The 16684-nt window shown below is 66.7% G+C and carries 15 protein-coding genes; 5 read left to right on the top strand and 10 right to left on the bottom strand.

Going from position 1 to position 16684, the window contains the following annotated elements; translation table 11 throughout:
- Positions 1 to 26: 26 nt before the first annotated feature.
- Positions 27 to 3884: a ThuA domain-containing protein gene (locus tag ACZ6QO_RS31800; RefSeq protein ID WP_465856130.1), complete on the bottom strand. Its 3858-nt coding sequence runs from the start codon at positions 3882 to 3884 to the stop codon at positions 27 to 29.
- A gap of 210 nt (positions 3885 to 4094) precedes the next feature.
- Positions 4095 to 4436, bottom strand: coding sequence for a hypothetical protein (locus ACZ6QO_RS31795; RefSeq protein WP_465856128.1), 342 nt, complete (start codon positions 4434 to 4436; stop codon positions 4095 to 4097).
- Between the two features lie 271 nt (positions 4437 to 4707).
- On the opposite strand from ACZ6QO_RS31795, the gene ACZ6QO_RS31790 reads away from it, so the two are divergent.
- On the top strand, positions 4708 to 5046 hold the full coding sequence (locus ACZ6QO_RS31790; protein WP_465856126.1) for a helix-turn-helix domain-containing protein: 339 nt from the start codon (positions 4708 to 4710) through the stop codon (positions 5044 to 5046).
- A gap of 162 nt (positions 5047 to 5208) precedes the next feature.
- Here the strand turns inward: ACZ6QO_RS31790 and ACZ6QO_RS31785 are convergent, their stop codons facing one another.
- Both ACZ6QO_RS31785 and ACZ6QO_RS31780 read right to left on the bottom strand, forming a co-directional pair.
- Complete coding sequence (locus ACZ6QO_RS31785) at positions 5209 to 5916, bottom strand: hypothetical protein (protein ID WP_465856124.1); 708 nt, start codon at positions 5914 to 5916, stop codon at positions 5209 to 5211.
- A gap of 255 nt (positions 5917 to 6171) precedes the next feature.
- Positions 6172 to 7047, bottom strand: a complete 876-nt coding sequence (locus ACZ6QO_RS31780) for an ATP-grasp domain-containing protein (protein ID WP_465856122.1) — start codon at positions 7045 to 7047, stop codon at positions 6172 to 6174.
- 269 nt (positions 7048 to 7316) lie between these two features.
- Here ACZ6QO_RS31780 and ACZ6QO_RS31775 point away from each other — a divergent pair, with 269 nt between their 5' ends.
- Positions 7317 to 7751, top strand: coding sequence for an ester cyclase (locus ACZ6QO_RS31775; protein WP_465856120.1), 435 nt, complete (start codon positions 7317 to 7319; stop codon positions 7749 to 7751).
- Positions 7752 to 7945: 194 nt separating this feature from the next.
- Here ACZ6QO_RS31775 and ACZ6QO_RS31770 read toward each other — a convergent pair whose 3' ends face one another.
- A complete protein-coding gene (locus ACZ6QO_RS31770; protein WP_465856118.1) occupies positions 7946 to 8458 on the bottom strand; it encodes an isochorismatase family protein in 513 nt (170 codons plus the stop codon).
- A gap of 549 nt (positions 8459 to 9007) precedes the next feature.
- Here ACZ6QO_RS31770 and ACZ6QO_RS31765 point away from each other — a divergent pair.
- Positions 9008 to 9460, top strand: a complete 453-nt coding sequence (locus ACZ6QO_RS31765) for a winged helix-turn-helix domain-containing protein (RefSeq protein WP_465856116.1) — start codon at positions 9008 to 9010, stop codon at positions 9458 to 9460.
- Positions 9457 to 10071, top strand: coding sequence for a transposase (locus ACZ6QO_RS31760; RefSeq protein WP_465856114.1), 615 nt, complete (start codon positions 9457 to 9459; stop codon positions 10069 to 10071). Before ACZ6QO_RS31765 ends, ACZ6QO_RS31760 begins: the two co-directional genes overlap by 4 nt.
- A 293-nt stretch (positions 10072 to 10364) precedes the next feature.
- Here ACZ6QO_RS31760 and ACZ6QO_RS31755 read toward each other — a convergent pair whose 3' ends face one another.
- The 5 genes from ACZ6QO_RS31755 to ACZ6QO_RS31735 form a co-directional block, all read right to left on the bottom strand.
- Positions 10365 to 10799, bottom strand: coding sequence for a plasmid mobilization protein (locus tag ACZ6QO_RS31755; protein ID WP_465856112.1), 435 nt, complete (start codon positions 10797 to 10799; stop codon positions 10365 to 10367).
- Entirely contained in the window at positions 10796 to 11110 is a 315-nt protein-coding gene (locus ACZ6QO_RS31750; RefSeq protein ID WP_465856110.1) for a BrnT family toxin, read from the bottom strand. Before ACZ6QO_RS31750 ends, ACZ6QO_RS31755 begins: the two co-directional genes overlap by 4 nt.
- 438 nt (positions 11111 to 11548) lie before the next feature.
- Entirely contained in the window at positions 11549 to 11938 is a 390-nt protein-coding gene (locus ACZ6QO_RS31745) for an HIT family protein (RefSeq protein ID WP_465856108.1), read from the bottom strand.
- 449 nt (positions 11939 to 12387) lie between these two features.
- Positions 12388 to 13038 carry a uridine kinase family protein gene (locus ACZ6QO_RS31740; RefSeq protein WP_465856106.1) on the bottom strand — a complete coding sequence of 217 codons (651 nt, stop codon included), beginning with the start codon at positions 13036 to 13038 and terminating at the stop codon, positions 12388 to 12390.
- Between the two features lie 690 nt (positions 13039 to 13728).
- Positions 13729 to 15882: a SpoIIE family protein phosphatase gene (locus ACZ6QO_RS31735; protein ID WP_465856104.1), complete on the bottom strand. Its 2154-nt coding sequence runs from the start codon at positions 15880 to 15882 to the stop codon at positions 13729 to 13731.
- 275 nt (positions 15883 to 16157) lie between these two features.
- Here ACZ6QO_RS31735 and ACZ6QO_RS31730 point away from each other — a divergent pair, with 275 nt between their 5' ends.
- On the top strand, positions 16158 to 16616 hold the full coding sequence (locus ACZ6QO_RS31730; protein WP_465856102.1) for a DUF5990 family protein: 459 nt from the start codon (positions 16158 to 16160) through the stop codon (positions 16614 to 16616).
- Positions 16617 to 16684 lie beyond the last annotated feature (68 nt).

Genomic DNA, 16684 nt, shown 5'->3' with positions numbered 1-16684 from the left:
TTCTTGCCGCTGTACGGGCGGGTTCGCTAGTTGCCGATGCCCGTGCCGACGAACTCGGCCCAGTTGAGGTTGAACAGGTTGCCGCCCGTGGCGCCACCCGTGACCGAGCGGAACACCAGGAACAGCTCATGCGTCCCGGACATCGAGACCGGGAACGTCTGGCTCGTCCAGGTCCCCGTCCCGCCGGTGGACACGAGGTTGGCCGTCGTCAGGATCGGCCCGCTGATCGAGTCCTGACGGACCTCGATCGCCGCCAGCGGCGACCCGGGCGTGCGGCCGTTCGCCGCGTCCGCCACGCGGAACCTGATCGAATCGATGTCGGTCAGGTTGAATGGGCCGTTGAGCTGGAGCCAGTCGCCCGAGCCCAGGCTGCCGCGGTGCACGCCGGCGCCGCCGTCGTTGTTGTTCGCCGTGTTGGTGCCGGACTGGTTGACGACGAACTCCACCTCCTGGTGCTTCTGGCGGATCTGGTGCTGGCCGGTCTTGGTCAGCTGTGGGACGCCGCCCGGACCGCCGTGGTCGGTGTAGCGCGCCTGGACCACGCCGGAGACGTTGCCGCCGTGTGAGACGTCGTCGGCGATCGTGTGGAGCACGCCCGAGCAGCCGTTCACGGACTCCTCGGCGTGGCCGTGCGTGTCGTGGCCGAGCACGAACGTCACCTCCACCTCGGAGCAGTTCACCGTCCCGTCCTCGGGGTCGGTGACCGTGACCGAGAACGGGATGTCGTCGCCGAACGCGAACGTTCCGCCCTCCACCGGCGTATTGACGACCACCGTCGGGCTCGTGTTGCCCACGGTGATCACGGTGCTGGTCGAGGTTTGCTTGCCGGACGAGTCGAGCACGGTCAGCACGGCCGTGTAGCGGCCGGACTGCGTGTAGGTGTGTGTCGGGTTCGGGTCGGTCTCGATCGCCGAGCCGTCGCCGAAGTTCCACTCGTAGCGGATCGAGTCGCCGGGATCCTCATCCAGCGAGCCGTCGCTGGAGAAGTTCACGGTCAGCGGCGTTGAGCCGTCGGTGCGGTCCGTGGTGAGCACGGCCTTCGGGGCGCGCTTGCCCTTGACGTACTCCCACTTGTACATGCCCGCGTCGGGGCTGATGACATTGAACCCGTTGCCGTAGGTCAGCAGGTAGAACGCGCCGTCAGAACCGAACTGCAGGTCCATCGGGTTGTCGCACTCGAACCGGAACCTGCCTGCCCCGGCGTTCGCACGGCTGCCGCAATCCAGGAAGTTGTTGATCTTCTGGACGTGGTTGTTCTGCTTGTCGAGCTTGACCTCGCGCAGCGTGTCCTGCGTCCACTCGCTGATGATCACCGAGTCGTCGTAGTAGGGCGGGAACTTGTGAGGGTTCGGGTTCTGCGCGTCGTAGTGGTACTTCGTGACCCCGTGCGGACCGACGCCGCCGGTGTAGAGCTCGGGGAACAGCCGCGGGCATTCGGTCGTCGAGCCGGGCGCGATCGGGCCCGGGGTCGGCGCGTAGTAGGCCTCGCACGGGGTGCCGAGCGGCGCGTTCGTGTTGTTGTCGCGGTAGGAGTACCAGATGTCCGGGTCGGTGACCGGCGGGACGTCCCTCAGGCCCGGCTCGACCGTCGGACCGCCCTCGATGTTCCACAGCGAGTCGTTGCGCTGCGTCGGCCCGTCGCAGTCGAACTTCTGAGGCGGGTCGTTCAGCGGCGTGCCCGCGGTGGTGGTGCCGGGCGCGAACTCGTGGAAGTTCCACTCGTAGTGCGCGAGGTCGCGCTTGTAGCACGTCGGCCAGCCGTAGTTGGACGGCTTGCGCACGATCTCGTAGCGGCCGGTGCCCGACGGGCCGTGCGAGCGCTGCGGTGTCTGGGCGTCGGGCGAGTAGTCGCCGATGTAGGCCACGTCGTTCTCGTCGACCTGGATCCGGAACGGGTTGCGGAAACCCATCGCGTAGACCTCCGGCCGCGTCTTGTCCTGCGGCGCGCCCGCGACCAGCGGGAACAGGTTGCCCGACGGGATCGAGTAGGCGCCCGTGCCGGAGCCGAGGTCGGCCTTGTTGGCGTCGGCGGCGGGGATGTCGCCGTCCTTGACCTTGATCCGCAACACCTTGCCGCGCAGGTCGTTGGTGTTCAGCGCGCTGCGGCGCGAGTCACCGGTGAGCCGCTGATACCAGCCGCCCGCCTGCGCCGTGGTGGTGGCGATCGCCGGCGTGGCGGTGCCGGTCAGGCCGGCGCCGTCGGCGGTGATCTGCGGCTGATCGGACTGCTGCTTGCCGCGGCGGAAGAACACGTTGACGTTCGACGTGTTGACCGGGCCGCCGCTGGTCTGGATCTCATCCGCCTCGATGTTCGAGAGCGCCTCGAGCGCCGCGTCGATCGCATTGCGATCCGCGTTCCACGCGATCGGCTCCGTCGTCTGGCCCTCGAAGGTCAGCGTGAACGTGCCGCCCGTCGCGTTGGTGACGCGCACGGTCTGCTGCTCGTCGGTCTTCTGCGAGTTGTACGGGCCGTAGCCGCCGGCGTTGATGCCACCCGCGGGCGTGTCATCGCCGGTGACCATCCAGAGGTTGCCGTGCTTGTCGAAGTCGATGTCGCCCCCGACGTGGCAGCACTCCTGGCGGTTGACCGGCACGCGCATGATCTGCTGCTCGGAGCCCATGTCGAGGTGCGCCGGCGTGCTGTCGGTGGCGTCGACGAACTTGAAGCGGCTGAGCTGGAAATAGCCCACGTAGGGATCCCACGCGGTCTTGGACGCCGCCACGTTCGGCGGGTTGGTGTTCGGCGTGACCTGGGTGACGACCGATCCGTCACTCAGCTTGACGTCGGTGACCTCTTTCCCCGAGTAGTAGAGGTAGACCCACTTGTTGGTCGCGAAGTCGGCGTCGACCGCCGGGCCATAGAGCCCGTCCTCGCCCGCGGAGTAGATCTGCTGCGTCATCGGCAGGCTCGGGTCGGCGAAGTTGGCGACGACCGTGGTGACGCCCGTGGTCGAGTCGTGCATGCGCAGCGAGCCGAGGCGGTCCGTCTGCAGAACGCGGCCGTCCGGCAGCTGGTCGAAGCCGATCGGCTCCTGCAGGTTCGGCGGCGAGCCGATCTTCGTCTGCTGGTAGTTGGCCAGCACCGTCGCGCCGCAATCGCTGTAGACCGGGTCGGCCTGGCCCGCGGCCCAGCCGATCGCGCCCTTGAGGTGCTTGGTGAGGCCGGCGTCGAAGCTCGCGGCCGTGTTGCCCAGGCCGGTGTAGAACGAGCGGCCGCCCTGGAAGTCCTTGCACCACGAGACCGGGTGATCGGCGCCCATCGTGCCCCCGGCGATGCCGTCGAGGTCGGCGCCCTGCGGCTGCGGCCCGAACGGGTCCTCGACGACGGTGGCGAGGACGTGTGACAGACCGCGGACGTTCTTCGTGAAGTTGTACCAGTTGTCGGTCCGCGACCAGAGCTGCGGCAGATCCTTGCTCGCGTCGTGGACGCGGTCGGCGACCTTCACGTCACCCGATTGCACGTCGGTCCTGCCGGACGCACGCGTCCCCAGGACGTCGGTCAGGAACGACCAGGACTCGTCGGTCTCGACCGCCGAGCCGACGCCGACGAAGCCGCCGCCGTCGCGGAAGTAGCTCTCGAAGTTCGCGCGTTGCGCGTCCGTGAGCGGGCTCGCGAGACCCGTGTCCAAGAACACGACCGCGCGGTACTGCTGCAGCTTCTTCTCCGTGAAATGGTCGCCCACGTCAGCGGGCCCGGGCGCCACGACCGTGAAATCACCGGTTCTGGCCGCATCCCGGATCGCGGCCAGGCCGGCCGACGACACCGCGTTCTGGGTGCTGCGCACCACGAGCACCTTGAAAGCGGGCTCAGCCGCCGTGGCGGCCTGGACGCTCACCGGCGTCGTGAGGAGCGTGATGAAAGGGGCGATGAGGGCCAAGGCCATCGTGGTCGCGGTGCGACGTCTCGGGCGTCGTCCGTTTTCTGGCAGGGCTGCGTCGAGCAGCCCGGCCCACGTTCGATGACGTGGTGACATGAAAAGCCTTTCCTGACTTGGGGGATGTCAGGCAAGGCGCGCGCCGCCGCGCTTATTGCCACTTGGTGGTAGCGGATATTGCGGTTGCTGGAGGTTGCCGTCTCCAGGTCTGTGGGGCCGTCAGTAAGGTGCCGGCCTGGGTAAGTCCATGATCGTGGTCGGGTGGTCGATGATGTGGTTGTTGAACAGGTTGGCCAGGATCGAGCCGCCGAGCCCGAGCCACTCGCCGACCTGTGCCACCGCCGTCGTCATGCGCCGGTCGCCAGAGGCCGGGCCTCTGGCGATGTCGGCCACCCGTTCGCCGGGGTCGGGCACCGGCATGCCGCGCAACCCGTACGCCTGCTCGGGCATGGCAGCATGCAGCTCGCGCAGCACCAGCGAGAGTGTCGCCCGGCGCAGCGTGGCGGGACCCGCCGGCGGAGCGCCGCCCGGGGCACAGGTGAAGGGAGGTTTGTACGTCACCCACACCACCTGCTCTGTTTGTCCCCGATATCGACTTATCAGGAGTTTTAACACGGCGATGTCGGACTGTGCACCCCCCAACTCCGTAACGAGTTGGCATCCCTCACATCTGTGCACTTCAGCCACCCCTCTCGCTCTGGTTATCGGAACGTTACGTATTGTGCGAATGATGAACACTTGTGCGACCTGGGGACGTCGTGCATCTACTGACCGCAAAAGTGTGGTGTCGCAGATAGCTGACGGGTGATGATCCCTGAGGTGTGCCGTGGTCATGCGATACGCGCAGGGTGGCGGGCTGACCGCCGAGCGGCGGGCCTTCCGTGAACGGTTGCGGATTGAGGTGGCCGGGCGGGTTGTGGCCGGGGAGGACAACGCGGTCATCGCCCATGAGTTGCGGGTGAGTGTGCGTCCGGTGCAGCGGTGGCGTAAAGCCTGGTCGGACGGCGGTGATCGGGCGCTGGAGTCCAAGGGGCCGGCCTCGCTGCCGCTGCTGAGCAATGAGCTGTTCACCGTGTTGGAGATCGATCTGGACAAGGGGCCGGTGGCGCACGGGTGGCCGGACCAGACCTGGACCCTGGCCCGGATCAAGACGTTGATCGGCCGCCGGTGAGTGCCCCATGCGCGCCATCAGCTCTCTGAGCGACGCTCCGGTCATCACCGCGAGGGCCCGCTGAAGACAGACCCCCTTCAACGAGCGATGAAGATCTGTCACCCGGGGTGTCACCACGACGCGACCGTGTAGCGGAGCACTCCTTGCCGGGTGTTGCCGATCTCAGGTGCCTGTGAGGGCGCGGGTGACGGTCACGTCTTGGTCGGTGGCGCATTCCCATGGGACTCCGTACCGGCGGCTGCGGGGCTCATCGCAGACGGTCGCGCCGTTGCTCAGTTGATCCCAGGTGGCGGGTTGCCAGTATGCCTTGTCGTTGCGAAGAAGGATCTCCGCGATGTGGTTGGGGTCTGGGCTGGTGGTCAATTCGGAAAGTGCCGCTGCGACGGTCGGGACGGCGGTGTCGGGTAGGTCAGTGTCGCCGAGGGCGGGCAGGAGGATGAGCAGTCGACCGGCAGCGTCCAGCAGCGTTCTGTCATCAGCGGTAGGTGGCTGGTGAGCGATGGTGATGAGCTCAGGCCAGGACATGCCTGGGCCAATGAAATCTGCGGCGATTGAGGCGAGGCCGAAATCGTCGGGCAAGTTGGGGTGCGTCAGGACATAGTCCAGGCCCATGTCGCCAACTAGGTTCCGGTAGACGATATGGATGTTGCCTGTGCTCCGCAGTGGAACGGTGAAGACAGGCCAATGGTCGTGATCGAACACTTGATCCTCGAGTTCTTCTGCGTAGACGATGTCCACGCCGAATGCTTCTTCGATGTCCGTGAGCCCGATCACCCCGATCTGCAGGACATGGATGGCCCAGAACACCGGGTCGTCCAAGAGGTAGGAGCCATCGACGAGGGGGTGGTCCTCGAATCCAGTGATCAGCATGCCGAGGATCCTGGCAGCTCAGGTCGGCAGCCAATAGCCGGTCCCGGTCACCACCCTCCAGAGAACAGATGCATGTCAAGGCCGAGCAGATCCTTGCCGGCGAGCCTCGCGGGGGAAGGCCATGGCGTGAGGTCCTCACCGCTCGCGGAGTCGAGCGGTAGGTGTACCAGGTCCTACTCGACCCGGTCGCCGAGGACCAGATCGCCATGGTCGCCGAGGAGGCCCTACGCCAAGGGCCCGCGACCCAGCCCCTGATCAGCCGGGAGTAGCCACGACTTCGCGCAGTGCGGCGTAGAGCAAGGCGGGGTCGGCGCCGGGTGGCCAGTCGCTCACCTGGCCGTCGCCGACCTCGATCACCCGCCTGACACCGTCGGCCCGCCGCACCAGGTCTGTGGTAACGAAACGGCATCCGAGCCGACGCACGGCGGCACGTACATCGCTCAGATCCCCGGGCGCTTCGAGGTCGGCTTCAGGGTCGTCGGGGTGCGGGCCGGCGAACACCGGCTCACCATCGACCCACCAGACCCGCAGCTCGCGGTGCTCGAAGTCCTCGAAGCGTCGGATGACCAACCCACCGACCAGATCCTCACCTTGAAGCTCGACGAACCTGGCCACCACATCCGGTAGCCGGGCCAGGTTCGGCGCGTAACAGGCGTCCAACCACTCATGCTTGCGTGACTTGACGTAGTCCTTGATCACGAAGCCGCTATCGCTCCACCCGGCCACCGCTTGGGCCAGCCGTTCCGCATTTGGAGGAGGGGTGCCCTGCGCCATCGGCAGCACGACGGTCTGCGGCGTCAGGTGCCGGAAACAGTCGATCCAGCCGGGCAACTCATGCCCCGCGCGATAGTCCCGCCCGCTGACGAGCAGTTGGCAGCCGCGGGCGCGCAGCGCCTCCTCCATCGCCAGGTACTGCTCGGCCCGCAACATCCAGCCCCGATACCACGCCGGGCCGAATCCGCTCGGAACCCGCGCCACCGCCTCGGCCATCCGGCCGGCCACGACCGCGTCATGGTCGATCAGCGCCAGCCGCCCGTCCATGTTCCGTACGGCTTGCGCCTGCGCCTCGAAATGCGGATCGACCCGCCGCGGCCAGAGCGAATCGGCGCAGAACAGAAAGGCCACCGTCATGATCGACAGGATAGAAGCCCAACCCCCGCCTCTCATCCTGTTATTCCGTTGCCCGGGTTGAGCACCGCTCGCCACTCTGGAGGTCATGAACGTGCCCTACCGGCAGATCCGTGCCCCCTGTAACGCGCACTCCATCACCGTCTACCAGGCCTACGACGCGGCCATTGCGGCAAGGCGCAGCCCTCAGGGACGGTCCCCGTCTCCACCGCTTTTGGTCAGAAGCCGGCTGCCCTGTCCCGCCCGCCATCCCCGATTCGAGGAGAAGCCACATGACAACGGACCAGACGACCGCCAACAAGGCGGTACTCAACCGCTTCCATGACGCGGTGAACTCCGGAGATCTGGCGTTCATTGCCAAGACCGTCGACGAGATCGTTCATCCGGATGTGCTGTTCCACGCGCCGGTGCCGAGTGAGCTGACCGGAGTGCAGGCGCTCAAGCAGGTGTGGACGGTACTCCTGCACGCCTTCCCCGACCTGCACGTCGCGGCCAAGGACATGATCGCGGAGGGGGACAAGGTCGTCTCCAGGAACACGGTGACCGGGACCCACCAGGGCGACTTCAGAGGCCTGCCGCCCACTGGCAGAGCCGTCTCCTACAACGAGATCTTCATCTTCCGCTTCGCCGACGGCGGCATCGCCGAGATCTGGGGAGTCGTCGACGTCCTGTCCCAGCTGCGTCAGCTCGGCGCCATCCCGACCTGACCGCACCGCGGATCCTCCGACACCACCTCGGCGGCCGAGGTGGTGTCAGCTTGGCGTGCGGGCCTCTTCCGGTATTCCGAGCCTCCGGTCTCCGCCGCCAGGTCGTGCCTCAGTGGCCAGCCTGCCCAGCGTGTCAGCGATGGCCCGGTCTCGCTCCATGGCGGTGTGCTGGTAGATGAGGTCGGTGAGTCATCTCAGTCCAGCGCTGCCACGACCTCGGCCGTCGTGCAGACGGTAGCGATACGCGGGAAGATGTAGTCGAAGGCGAACTCATGGGCGCGCGCGTCGAGTGCCGTGACCGCGTCCTCGGGCAGGATCACCTTGAAGCCGAACTCGTCGGCGAAACGCGCGGTCTGCTCGACGCCGAAGTTCGTGGCGATCCCGGTGATGATCAGGGTGTCGATGGCGTGCTCACGCAGCGCCTCCTCCAGCCCGGTGTTGTGGAATGCACCCCAGGTGCGTTTCACGATCTCCAGGTCGCCGAGTACCCCTTCCACCAGCTCGCTGCCCGGTGGCTGCTCCGCGACGCCTGGCCGCTCGACCCGCACGGAGACGACGAGACCGCCCGCCTTTCGCACCGCGTCGGCCAGAGCGAGGGAGCGGGCCACCACGGTAGGTCCGGAATGTGGTGCCGTGGGCTGCTCAACGATGCGCGTCATCAGGTCGATAAGGACCAATGCGGTGCGGCGGGGATCCAGCTTTTCCATGACCGGGATCGTAACGGTCCAAGTCGGCTTTCCACTCTGTGGACCTGGACCGCGATGGCCATCGCTTGGTGGCGGGCCAGCGAGGTGGCAGCGTCGGGCTGAACGCGGCAGGCCGACTACTCGTGGGTGAGTGTCCGACCGGGGGACTTCCGAGGTGCCTAGTCTCGTCCAAAGCGGGCAACGGATGATCAGCAGGGTCGGCGTAGATGCTGGTGCGCAACCGTGGACACTGATGGCGTGAACGATCGTCCCGACGTAGCCGAACCCGTGACCGCCCGCATCCCCGTATATGCTCCCGACTATCGAGCGCCGCGATCTTGGCCTACGGATCACCGACTGACGGTCCGGGCACACGAGAACGAGGTCGTGATCGTGGGAGACAAGATCGCGCTCCGCTGTCTTGCTGAACTCCTTCTCACGCTCTCCGAGCCCGACACACCCTTGACCACTCACTGCCATCCAGAAAGTGGAAAGGGACAACTATCTGACCTTAAAAGTGTGGTGTCGCAGGTAGCTGACGGATGGTGATCGCCGAGGTATGCCATCGTCATGCGATACGCGCAGGGTGGCGGACTGACCGCGGAGCGGAGGGCCTTCCGTGAACGGTTGCGGATCCAGGCGGCCAGCCGATTCGTCGCCGGGGAGGACAACGCGGTCATCGCCCGTGATCTGCGGGTGAGTGTCCGCTCGGTGCAGCGGTGGCGTAAAGCCTGGTCGCAGGGCGGTGAACGGGCGCTGATCTCCAAGGGCCCGGCCTCGCTGCCGTTGCTGAGCGATGAGCTGTTCGCCGTTTTGGAGACCGAGTTGGACAAGGGGCCGGTGGCGCACGGCTGGCCGGACCAGACCTGGACCCTGGCCCGGATCAAGACCCTGATCGGCCGTCGGTTCCACAAGAGCTACACCATCCAGGGGGTGGCTGCTCTGCTCAAGCGGCACGGCTGGTCGGCTCAGGTGCCGGCGCGCCGGGCGGTCGAGCGCAACGAGGCCGCGGTGGCCGGATGAATGAAGGAGACCTGGCCGCAGGTGGAACAACCGCGGCGGCGCTCGGGGCCTGGATCGTCTTAGAAGACGAGGCCGGGTTCTCGATGACGCCGCCGGTCACCCGGACCTGGGCCCGGCGCGGGGCCACCCCGATCGTGCGCGTACGCGGCCGCTCCCGGCGCCGATTATCGGTGGCCGCCCTGGCCTGCTACAAGCCCCGACAACCGTCCCGTCTGATCTATGGGCCCAGCACCGACGCCCGCCCTGACGGACGCAAGAGCTTCGCCTGGACCGACTACCGCGACCTGATCCGGGCCGCCCACCACCAGCTCGGCGGCCCGATCGTGCTGGTCTGGGACAACCTCAACACCCACCTGACCGCAGGGATGCGCCGCTACATCGCCGAACACGACTGGCTCACCGTCTACCAGCTTCCTACCTACGCCCCCGACCTCAACCCGGTGGAGGGCATCTGGTCGGTACTACGACGCACAACCTTGGCCAATCGCGCCTTCACCGACCCGCAAGATTTGATCACCTCTGTCCGCCAAGGGCTACGCCGACTCCAGTACCGTCACGACGTTCTCGACGGCTGCCTCGTCGGCACCGGACTCGTCCCCCACCCGCCCTAACGACATCACGCTTTCAACCTCGAGTAACGCTAGGTTCAGCAAACCTCGTGCTCGATCACGATGAGTGGGAGGAGTGACCGCCGGGCCATTCGCGGACCATAAGCCAGGGTGACGAGGGGTTGATCACGACCACTCACGACCAGCCTCAGACCCAGGTCAACGGCCCCACGTGCGGTGATCGAGGTACTTCCCAAGCTGACAGCGCAAGTTCGATTGCCGTCACCTGCTCTCAACGCAAAGACCCGGCTCGAGAACTTGCGACATCAGCCTCGATCATGGCTGCACTTCTTGCGTCACTTTCCAGTCTTGATCTTCTTCTTTCGCGTACGACGTTCCGACTTCAGGACCAGCGACTGTTCGCGCTCGTCTCCAGCGGCACCAAGCCTGATCCCACTTCGTTCCAGCAATACAACGATGTTTTGAACTGAATCCTGGAGCTGCCGCGTCTCCTCGCCTGACAGCACTGCTGCAGGCGGGGCAGCCGATGCCATCGCCGCAGCTTCCAGGCCCACCTTGCGCAACCATGCGCTCAGTTTCATCCCTGCTGTGGATGCGGCCTCAGTCAGCAAACCGAGATCATCAGGGCTGACCCGCACCGATATGACACGATCGAGAACAGCAGGTGTGGACTCCTCGGCCATTTGCTCGCGGTTATCGTAGAACCACTGGGCACGCTCTGCCTCGGCCATTGTGGCGATGTCCCGAGCAGTCGGTTCAGCCTTGGTCATGATGCACCCTTCTTCGGTGTGTCATATGCGGTGATCGGTCTTGCGATCTCGAGCTCGTACAGACCCCAGTCTCGCTTCTTGGTGACGGGGTAGAGAACGATCACGGTGACTCGTCGCCCCGCATCGGTAACTCCCACCAGGAGGTAGTGATCAGGGATCGGTTCCCCATCCCTGCGCGACTGGCGCACGTCAGGCATGTTGCGGACGACCTGTTCGATCTCCTCTCGCGAGATGCCGTGCCGCTGCGCGTGGTCGACGTTCGCCTCGTCCCAGTCCAACGGCAGTTCGATGATCGGGAGCGGCTTGCTCATCCACAGCCTTCCATGTCATACAGATTACCCTGCCTCCGTCATACGAACCCACGGCGCGGCGAACCTGCAGGAGACCTCGTCCGTATGACTGCGGGCCGCCCGGCACCGTTCTGGACAGGAGGCAGGTTTCCGATCGGGCGTGGAACATGATCCTCTGAGTCCAGCAAAGGCCAACCCGTCGGAGAAACACGCGTTTTCATCGCGGTCCAGCCAGTGGGTGCGGGTGAGCGGCGGCCCATCCGATGCTTCGAGATTCGTCGGTATGGACATGTGCAGCTCATGAGCTGATCGCCGGGCCACTCGCCGGCCATTAGCCAGGGTGACGAGGGGGCGACCACGGTCACTCACGACCGGCCTCACGTGGGGCGGGAACTGCACGGAAAATCGAGGTGACTACAGAGAAGAACAGGGTCCGGGTCGGCGTTCACCCTCCGAGGGCTATCGCCTGGTGAGCGCCTTGCGGAGTTGTGCAGCCTGCTGCGCTCGAACTTCGAAGGGAATCTCGAGCTTGTCGGGGTCCGCGAGAATGAATCCGTCGCCGGGAGAACGGGGGATCGCATGGACGTGCAGATGAAACAGCGTCTGGCCTGGGATGTTGTCGTTTTGGAGAACCATGCTCCCGGGTGCTCCGAACGCCTCCCGTACGGCAGCGGTTACTTGGGCGACCACCTCGAACAGCTCGGCCAAGAGATGGCCAGGGGCAGCATGGAGACTCGTCACGTGCGCAGTCGGTAGTACGAGACAGTGACCAAGGTTCTTCGCTCGCTGCCAGGGCACGGGCAGAACGAAGACGTTGGCGGTGCGATAGGCGACGAGCTCACTGTCCACGTCACCGGCGCCGATGGGACAGAAGGGGCATGAGCTCATCCGCTAGATTCTCGGCCGCTTCGGCCCAGCGCGTCCACCTGAATATTCGGCGGTCGGCTGTACGGCCACAACTACGGCTACGGCTACGGCCAAATGGCAGACCGTGCCCGTTGCGTGCCCGTTCGGCCGGCGATCAGTGGGAAGCAGCGGGACTCACGGTGACTCGACCGCCATACGTCCAGGTCAGCGTTTCCCGGCTCAGACTCCGTGATCACGAAAGACTTCCCAAGCTGACGGCGCGGGTTCGATTCCCGTCACCCGCTCCAGCACAAGGACCCGGCTCGGAACCTCGCGACTTCAGCTGATCGGCATTCTTCAGCGCTTACGCCCAGAACTTCGTGAAGTTGCTGCGCTCCACCCCGACATTCTCGATCTCAAACCGCTCACCTGCGTTCTGCGGGGCGGCCGACCTAAGGGCTGGTCGGCGGGGCGACGACCAACTCGGTGTCCGGGTCGTGGTCGATCTGCGGAGGGCCGGCGACGATCATGGTGGCTCGGGCCCACGGCTGTTCTCGCAAGATGAACGGCAGTTCCTCCAGCAGCCAGTTCGCCACGTGCTCGAGTTGCTCAGGGGAGTCACCGTCGCGGACGACCAACAAGCGCTCTTGCTCATCGAGGTCACCCTGCATCCACACCGAGGCGTCCAACCACGCGGCAAGCTCTTCGCGAATGATGCCGGTGCCCTCGATCCAGATGAAGTCGGCACCAGCGGGGACGTAGATCGTTCCGGGCCGGTCGTGGGTGATCCAGGCATCAGGGCGGAAGTCCACCGCCTCACCTCGGTGCAGGGGCCGCAGGATGTTCTCGACGAGCACGGCGCCCCAGTCGAAATAGGCGTGGTTCCAGGCGATGTCGTCGGTGTGCACGACGGCGGAGTTGGGCACCACCTTGCGTAGCCGCTCGGCCAGGGTCGTCTTGCCGGCACCGCCCCGGCCGTCGATCGCGATCACCCGCGGACGGCCGATGACGTCGGGTGATGCATCGCGCAACTGCCGGACGGCGTCGAGCACGGTCACCACCCGCCAGCCAACGGCCTCGGGCTCGCCTGGATGTAGACGCATTGACAACCTGTCTCCCAAGGTGGGGACACGGTCCAGCCTGCCCGGACGGGCCGCCGGTCGCCTGGGCTGGACGCAAGGTCGGAGCCTCAGGGCCTGATCGAATCGTCTTTCATCCGCAGGTTCAAGGTGGATCTTCGCGTGTGATTCCCCACGGGACTTCACGCGAGCCGGGAGCCGGGCGGGTCAACGATGAGATCCTCAGGTCGTGGGAGCGGGGCCGGCTCATCGTCGACGGAGTAGACCTCAAGACACGAGAGATGGCCATCTTGGACGATCAGCAGGACGCCATCATCGCGCCCATGGACGTTGCCGGAGATCAGAACGCCGTCTTGCACCGGTGAGGCGCATGCACGAGGTCCTGTCCCTGCGCGGAGATTCACGGTCGCGCATCCGCATCCGCATCGCCCGCTGACGACTGCCGAAGGAACCTGAGCCCGAAGTTCGTCTACGCCTGGGAAATCTCGCGCGAGCAGTGCGAGTATGACGGCTTGTTCCTCGACCGACAGACGGCGCCCGCTACTCGACACTCCGCCAAGGTATCGCAGGCGGAATGATCTCCCTCGTGAATCCCTTCTCGTCCTTACCGGAGTCGGCATGATGGTCGGTGACCTTGCGGCTGCGACCACGGATCGTGGGAAAGATGCCTCCGGCGGTATGGCGCCTTCCAGCAGGGGCCGTTTCGTGCTGGCGTCAGCAGGGGAGGGATTGCTCGGTCCAGATGCATTTGCCGTCGTAGAGGTAGCGGGCTCCCCAGCGGCGGGAGAGGGCGGCCACCAACTGCAGGCCCCGGCCGCCTTCGTCGGTGTAGGAGGCGTGGCGGATGCGCGGGGTGCTGAGGCTGCCGTCGTAGACCTCGCAGATCAGGGAGCGGCTGCGCAGCAGGCGCAGGCGCATGGGGCCCTTCGCGTGCCGGATCACGTTGCCGACGAGTTCGCTGACCAGAAGCTCGGTGGTGACCGTCAGATCGTCCAGTCCCCAGATGGCCAATTGTCTGCGGACGTATTTGCGGGCCTGTCCGGCCGCCCTGGGGTCGTCGGGGAGGTTGCAGGTGGCGACATCGTCGGCGGCGGTGCCGCGGATGTGAGCGATGAACAGGGCGGCGTCGTCGTCGGTCTGTTCACGGGCGGGCAGCAGCGCCGAGACGACCGTGTCGCAGAGATCCTCCAGGCGCCCGACGTCCTCGCCCTGGCGTCCTGACCAGAGGTGAGGAATGCGGGGCACGGCCTGGGCCAGGATCCGGCGGAGCTGCGCCAGTCCCTGGTCGACGTCACGGGTCGCGGATTCGACCAGGCCGTCGGTGCAGAGCACCAGCAGGCTCTCCTCGGGCAGATGCAGTTCGTGGATCTCGAAGGGCGGTTCCGCGGCGCCCAGCGGCGGGTCGGCGGTCAGGTGGGGGCACAGCACGGTGCCGTCGGGGTGGACGATGACCGGTGGGGGATGGCCGGCCAGGCAGAGCGTGCAGGTCCGGGTGGTGGGATCGAAGACGGCGTACAGGCAGGTGGCGTAGAAGTCGTCACCGAGGTCGCTGACCAGGTCGTTGAGGTGGCCGATCAATTCGTCGGGCGGCAGGTCGAGGTCGGCGAGGGTGCGTACGGCGGTGCGCAGGCGACCCATGGTCGCCGCTTCGGTGATGCCGTGTCCCATGACGTCGCCGATCACCATGGCGACCCGGCCGCCGGACAGCGGGATCAGGTCGTACCAGTCGCCGCCCACCTCCTCGCCCCGGCCTGCGGGCAGGTAGCGCGCGGCGGCGCAGGCGACGGGGAGGCGGGGAAGCTCCCGGGGAAGCAGGCCGCGCTGCAGTTCCTGTGCACGGGCGTGTTCCACGTCGTACAACCGGGCCCGTTCCAGCGCCTGGCCGACCAGGCCGCTCAACGCCGTCAGCAGGGTGCGTTCCTCGTCGCTGAAGACGCGCTCCTGGGTGAACGAGACCACACATGAGCCGATGTACCGCCCGGAGGCGATCACGGGCAGGAACGCCCAGGCGTTCCTCGGTGACGCCTGCGCCACGTGCGCCATCGTCGGATAGCGCCTGCAGTACTCCGCGAGCGATCCGATGAACCGGGGAGCACCGGTGCCCAGCACGTCGGTCACCGGGGCGGTTTCGGTGAGCGGGAGCCGGTCGACAAGACGGAGGAATTCCTCTGGGTACCCGGCGGCGCCGACCACGTACAGCCGGCCGCCTTCGATCAGCCAGACCACGAGCCCGTCGGCACGGAACGGAGGCAGGACATGGTCCGCGACGGCCTGCACGACGTCCTGGGTGGTGACGGCCTCGGCGAGCGCCGCGGTCAGCTCGCCCATCCGGACCGTCCGCTCGGACCCGGCCACCGTAGTGAGGCCCGGCGCCGTGCCGGGCAGGCCTTCCAGGCGCGCGGCGGCCCATGCCGCCACCGCAGCGAGAAAGGATCGCTGCTCGTCGTCCGGCTCGGCGGGCCGTGCCGTGAGCACGGACAACACCCCGACCGGCCCGTCGGCACCCGGGAGTGGCAGTGCCACCGTGCCGGCCGCCCCGATCCCCAAGCTGTCCCCGCCCACATGGACATAGCCGCCACACCGCAGGGCGCGTGCGGGCGCCACGTCCTGCGCGGTGCGAAGAACCGCCCACGCCTCGGCGGCCTCCGGGAGAATCCCGCCCGCCGCCGCCAGGCGCAGGCACCCGGTGGCGGAATCGCACCTGTGTACGAGGGCGCCCAGGCCGCCCAGGCCCGTCGTCGCCTGCTGGAGAGCCAGCGTCAGCGTCTGCGCGCTCCACTGCTCTTCGTCCGAGGTCTCCAGGACGCCGAGCCGCCCCGCCTGCGGCTGCTCAGCGTGGCTCTCGGACGTGACTTTCCGGGCCGCCACCTCACCTCCCGGCATAAGCGCGACAATGAGGCAAGTCACCGCTTATGTGCATCCACACTAGCTTTCACCGCCATACGCGGCGCTTCCGGGGTCCGACACACTCCGCCGCTTCCTGTGCACCCCGGGACGTTCAGCGACCCACGAACCTGCCGTACCCAAGGCGGTCGCCGAGCATATGGCGCGCGTACCGGCGATCACGTTCGCCCGCGGGGCCCCTGATCGACATGGTCGCCGATCATGCCATCGATGACCTGGGTCGCGGGCATGATGTTGGGATGCTGATCTGTATCGAAGCATCCGACCTGCCGGGCCGGGAGTGTGAACGGGCACCTGGGTTCCCTGGCTACTCCAACATTCATGTCGGCGTGCAGGGGCGGGATCGCACCGGTGAACTCCTCGGCATGACGGCTGCGGACGTCTCCTCGGCGGTGTGGGAGCTGGAGGTGACCGCGACCCGCACGGAGTCCGGCTGGGATCTGCGCGGCCCGTTCGTGCAAGGCCGGCCGGGCGGCCGGTTCGTCTACCTGTCGTGGGGGACGGTCGACGAGGCCGGAGCGTTCTCGATGTTCCGGCGGGCGAAGCTGTGGCTGGAGGCGGTTCCCGCTGACGTGCTGGAGAGAGCCGTGGCCGGTGGCGCCCTGGTAGCGCGGCTGGGATTGACGGACGCCAAGCGTCAGCCGTTGTGCGCGTCGGTCCGCCCGCCGCTGGTGGAGTGGTCGACCCCCACGGGCTGACGGCCTCGATCTCCACCGTCCACGCGGCGAGGTCGTCGGACAGGTGTGGCGCCGGTCAATGTGGCGTG

Source organism: Sphaerisporangium sp. NPDC049457, assembly GCF_055586705.1.
The sequence above is the reverse complement of the archived record's forward strand: the minus strand, read 5'-3'. Positions and strand labels throughout refer to the sequence as shown.

What these genes read in the sequence shown, in the direction of transcription:
- ACZ6QO_RS31775 (WP_465856120.1), top strand. Translation starts at nt 7,317, where the DNA reads ATGACAACGGACCAGACGACCGCCAACAAGGCGGTACTCAACCGCTTC.
- ACZ6QO_RS31800 (WP_465856130.1), bottom strand. Translation starts at nt 3,884, where the DNA reads ATGGCCTTGGCCCTCATCGCCCCTTTCATCACGCTCCTCACGACGCCG.
- ACZ6QO_RS31780 (WP_465856122.1), bottom strand. Translation starts at nt 7,047, where the DNA reads ATGACGGTGGCCTTTCTGTTCTGCGCCGATTCGCTCTGGCCGCGGCGG.
- ACZ6QO_RS31750 (WP_465856110.1), bottom strand. Translation starts at nt 11,110, where the DNA reads ATGAGCAAGCCGCTCCCGATCATCGAACTGCCGTTGGACTGGGACGAG.
- ACZ6QO_RS31785 (WP_465856124.1), bottom strand. Translation starts at nt 5,916, where the DNA reads ATGCTGATCACTGGATTCGAGGACCACCCCCTCGTCGATGGCTCCTAC.
- ACZ6QO_RS31755 (WP_465856112.1), bottom strand. Translation starts at nt 10,799, where the DNA reads ATGACCAAGGCTGAACCGACTGCTCGGGACATCGCCACAATGGCCGAG.
- ACZ6QO_RS31760 (WP_465856114.1), top strand. Translation starts at nt 9,457, where the DNA reads ATGAATGAAGGAGACCTGGCCGCAGGTGGAACAACCGCGGCGGCGCTC.
- ACZ6QO_RS31765 (WP_465856116.1), top strand. Translation starts at nt 9,008, where the DNA reads ATGCGATACGCGCAGGGTGGCGGACTGACCGCGGAGCGGAGGGCCTTC.
- ACZ6QO_RS31740 (WP_465856106.1), bottom strand. Translation starts at nt 13,038, where the DNA reads ATGCGTCTACATCCAGGCGAGCCCGAGGCCGTTGGCTGGCGGGTGGTG.
- ACZ6QO_RS31730 (WP_465856102.1), top strand. Translation starts at nt 16,158, where the DNA reads ATGCTGATCTGTATCGAAGCATCCGACCTGCCGGGCCGGGAGTGTGAA.
- ACZ6QO_RS31790 (WP_465856126.1), top strand. Translation starts at nt 4,708, where the DNA reads ATGCGATACGCGCAGGGTGGCGGGCTGACCGCCGAGCGGCGGGCCTTC.
- ACZ6QO_RS31770 (WP_465856118.1), bottom strand. Translation starts at nt 8,458, where the DNA reads ATGGAAAAGCTGGATCCCCGCCGCACCGCATTGGTCCTTATCGACCTG.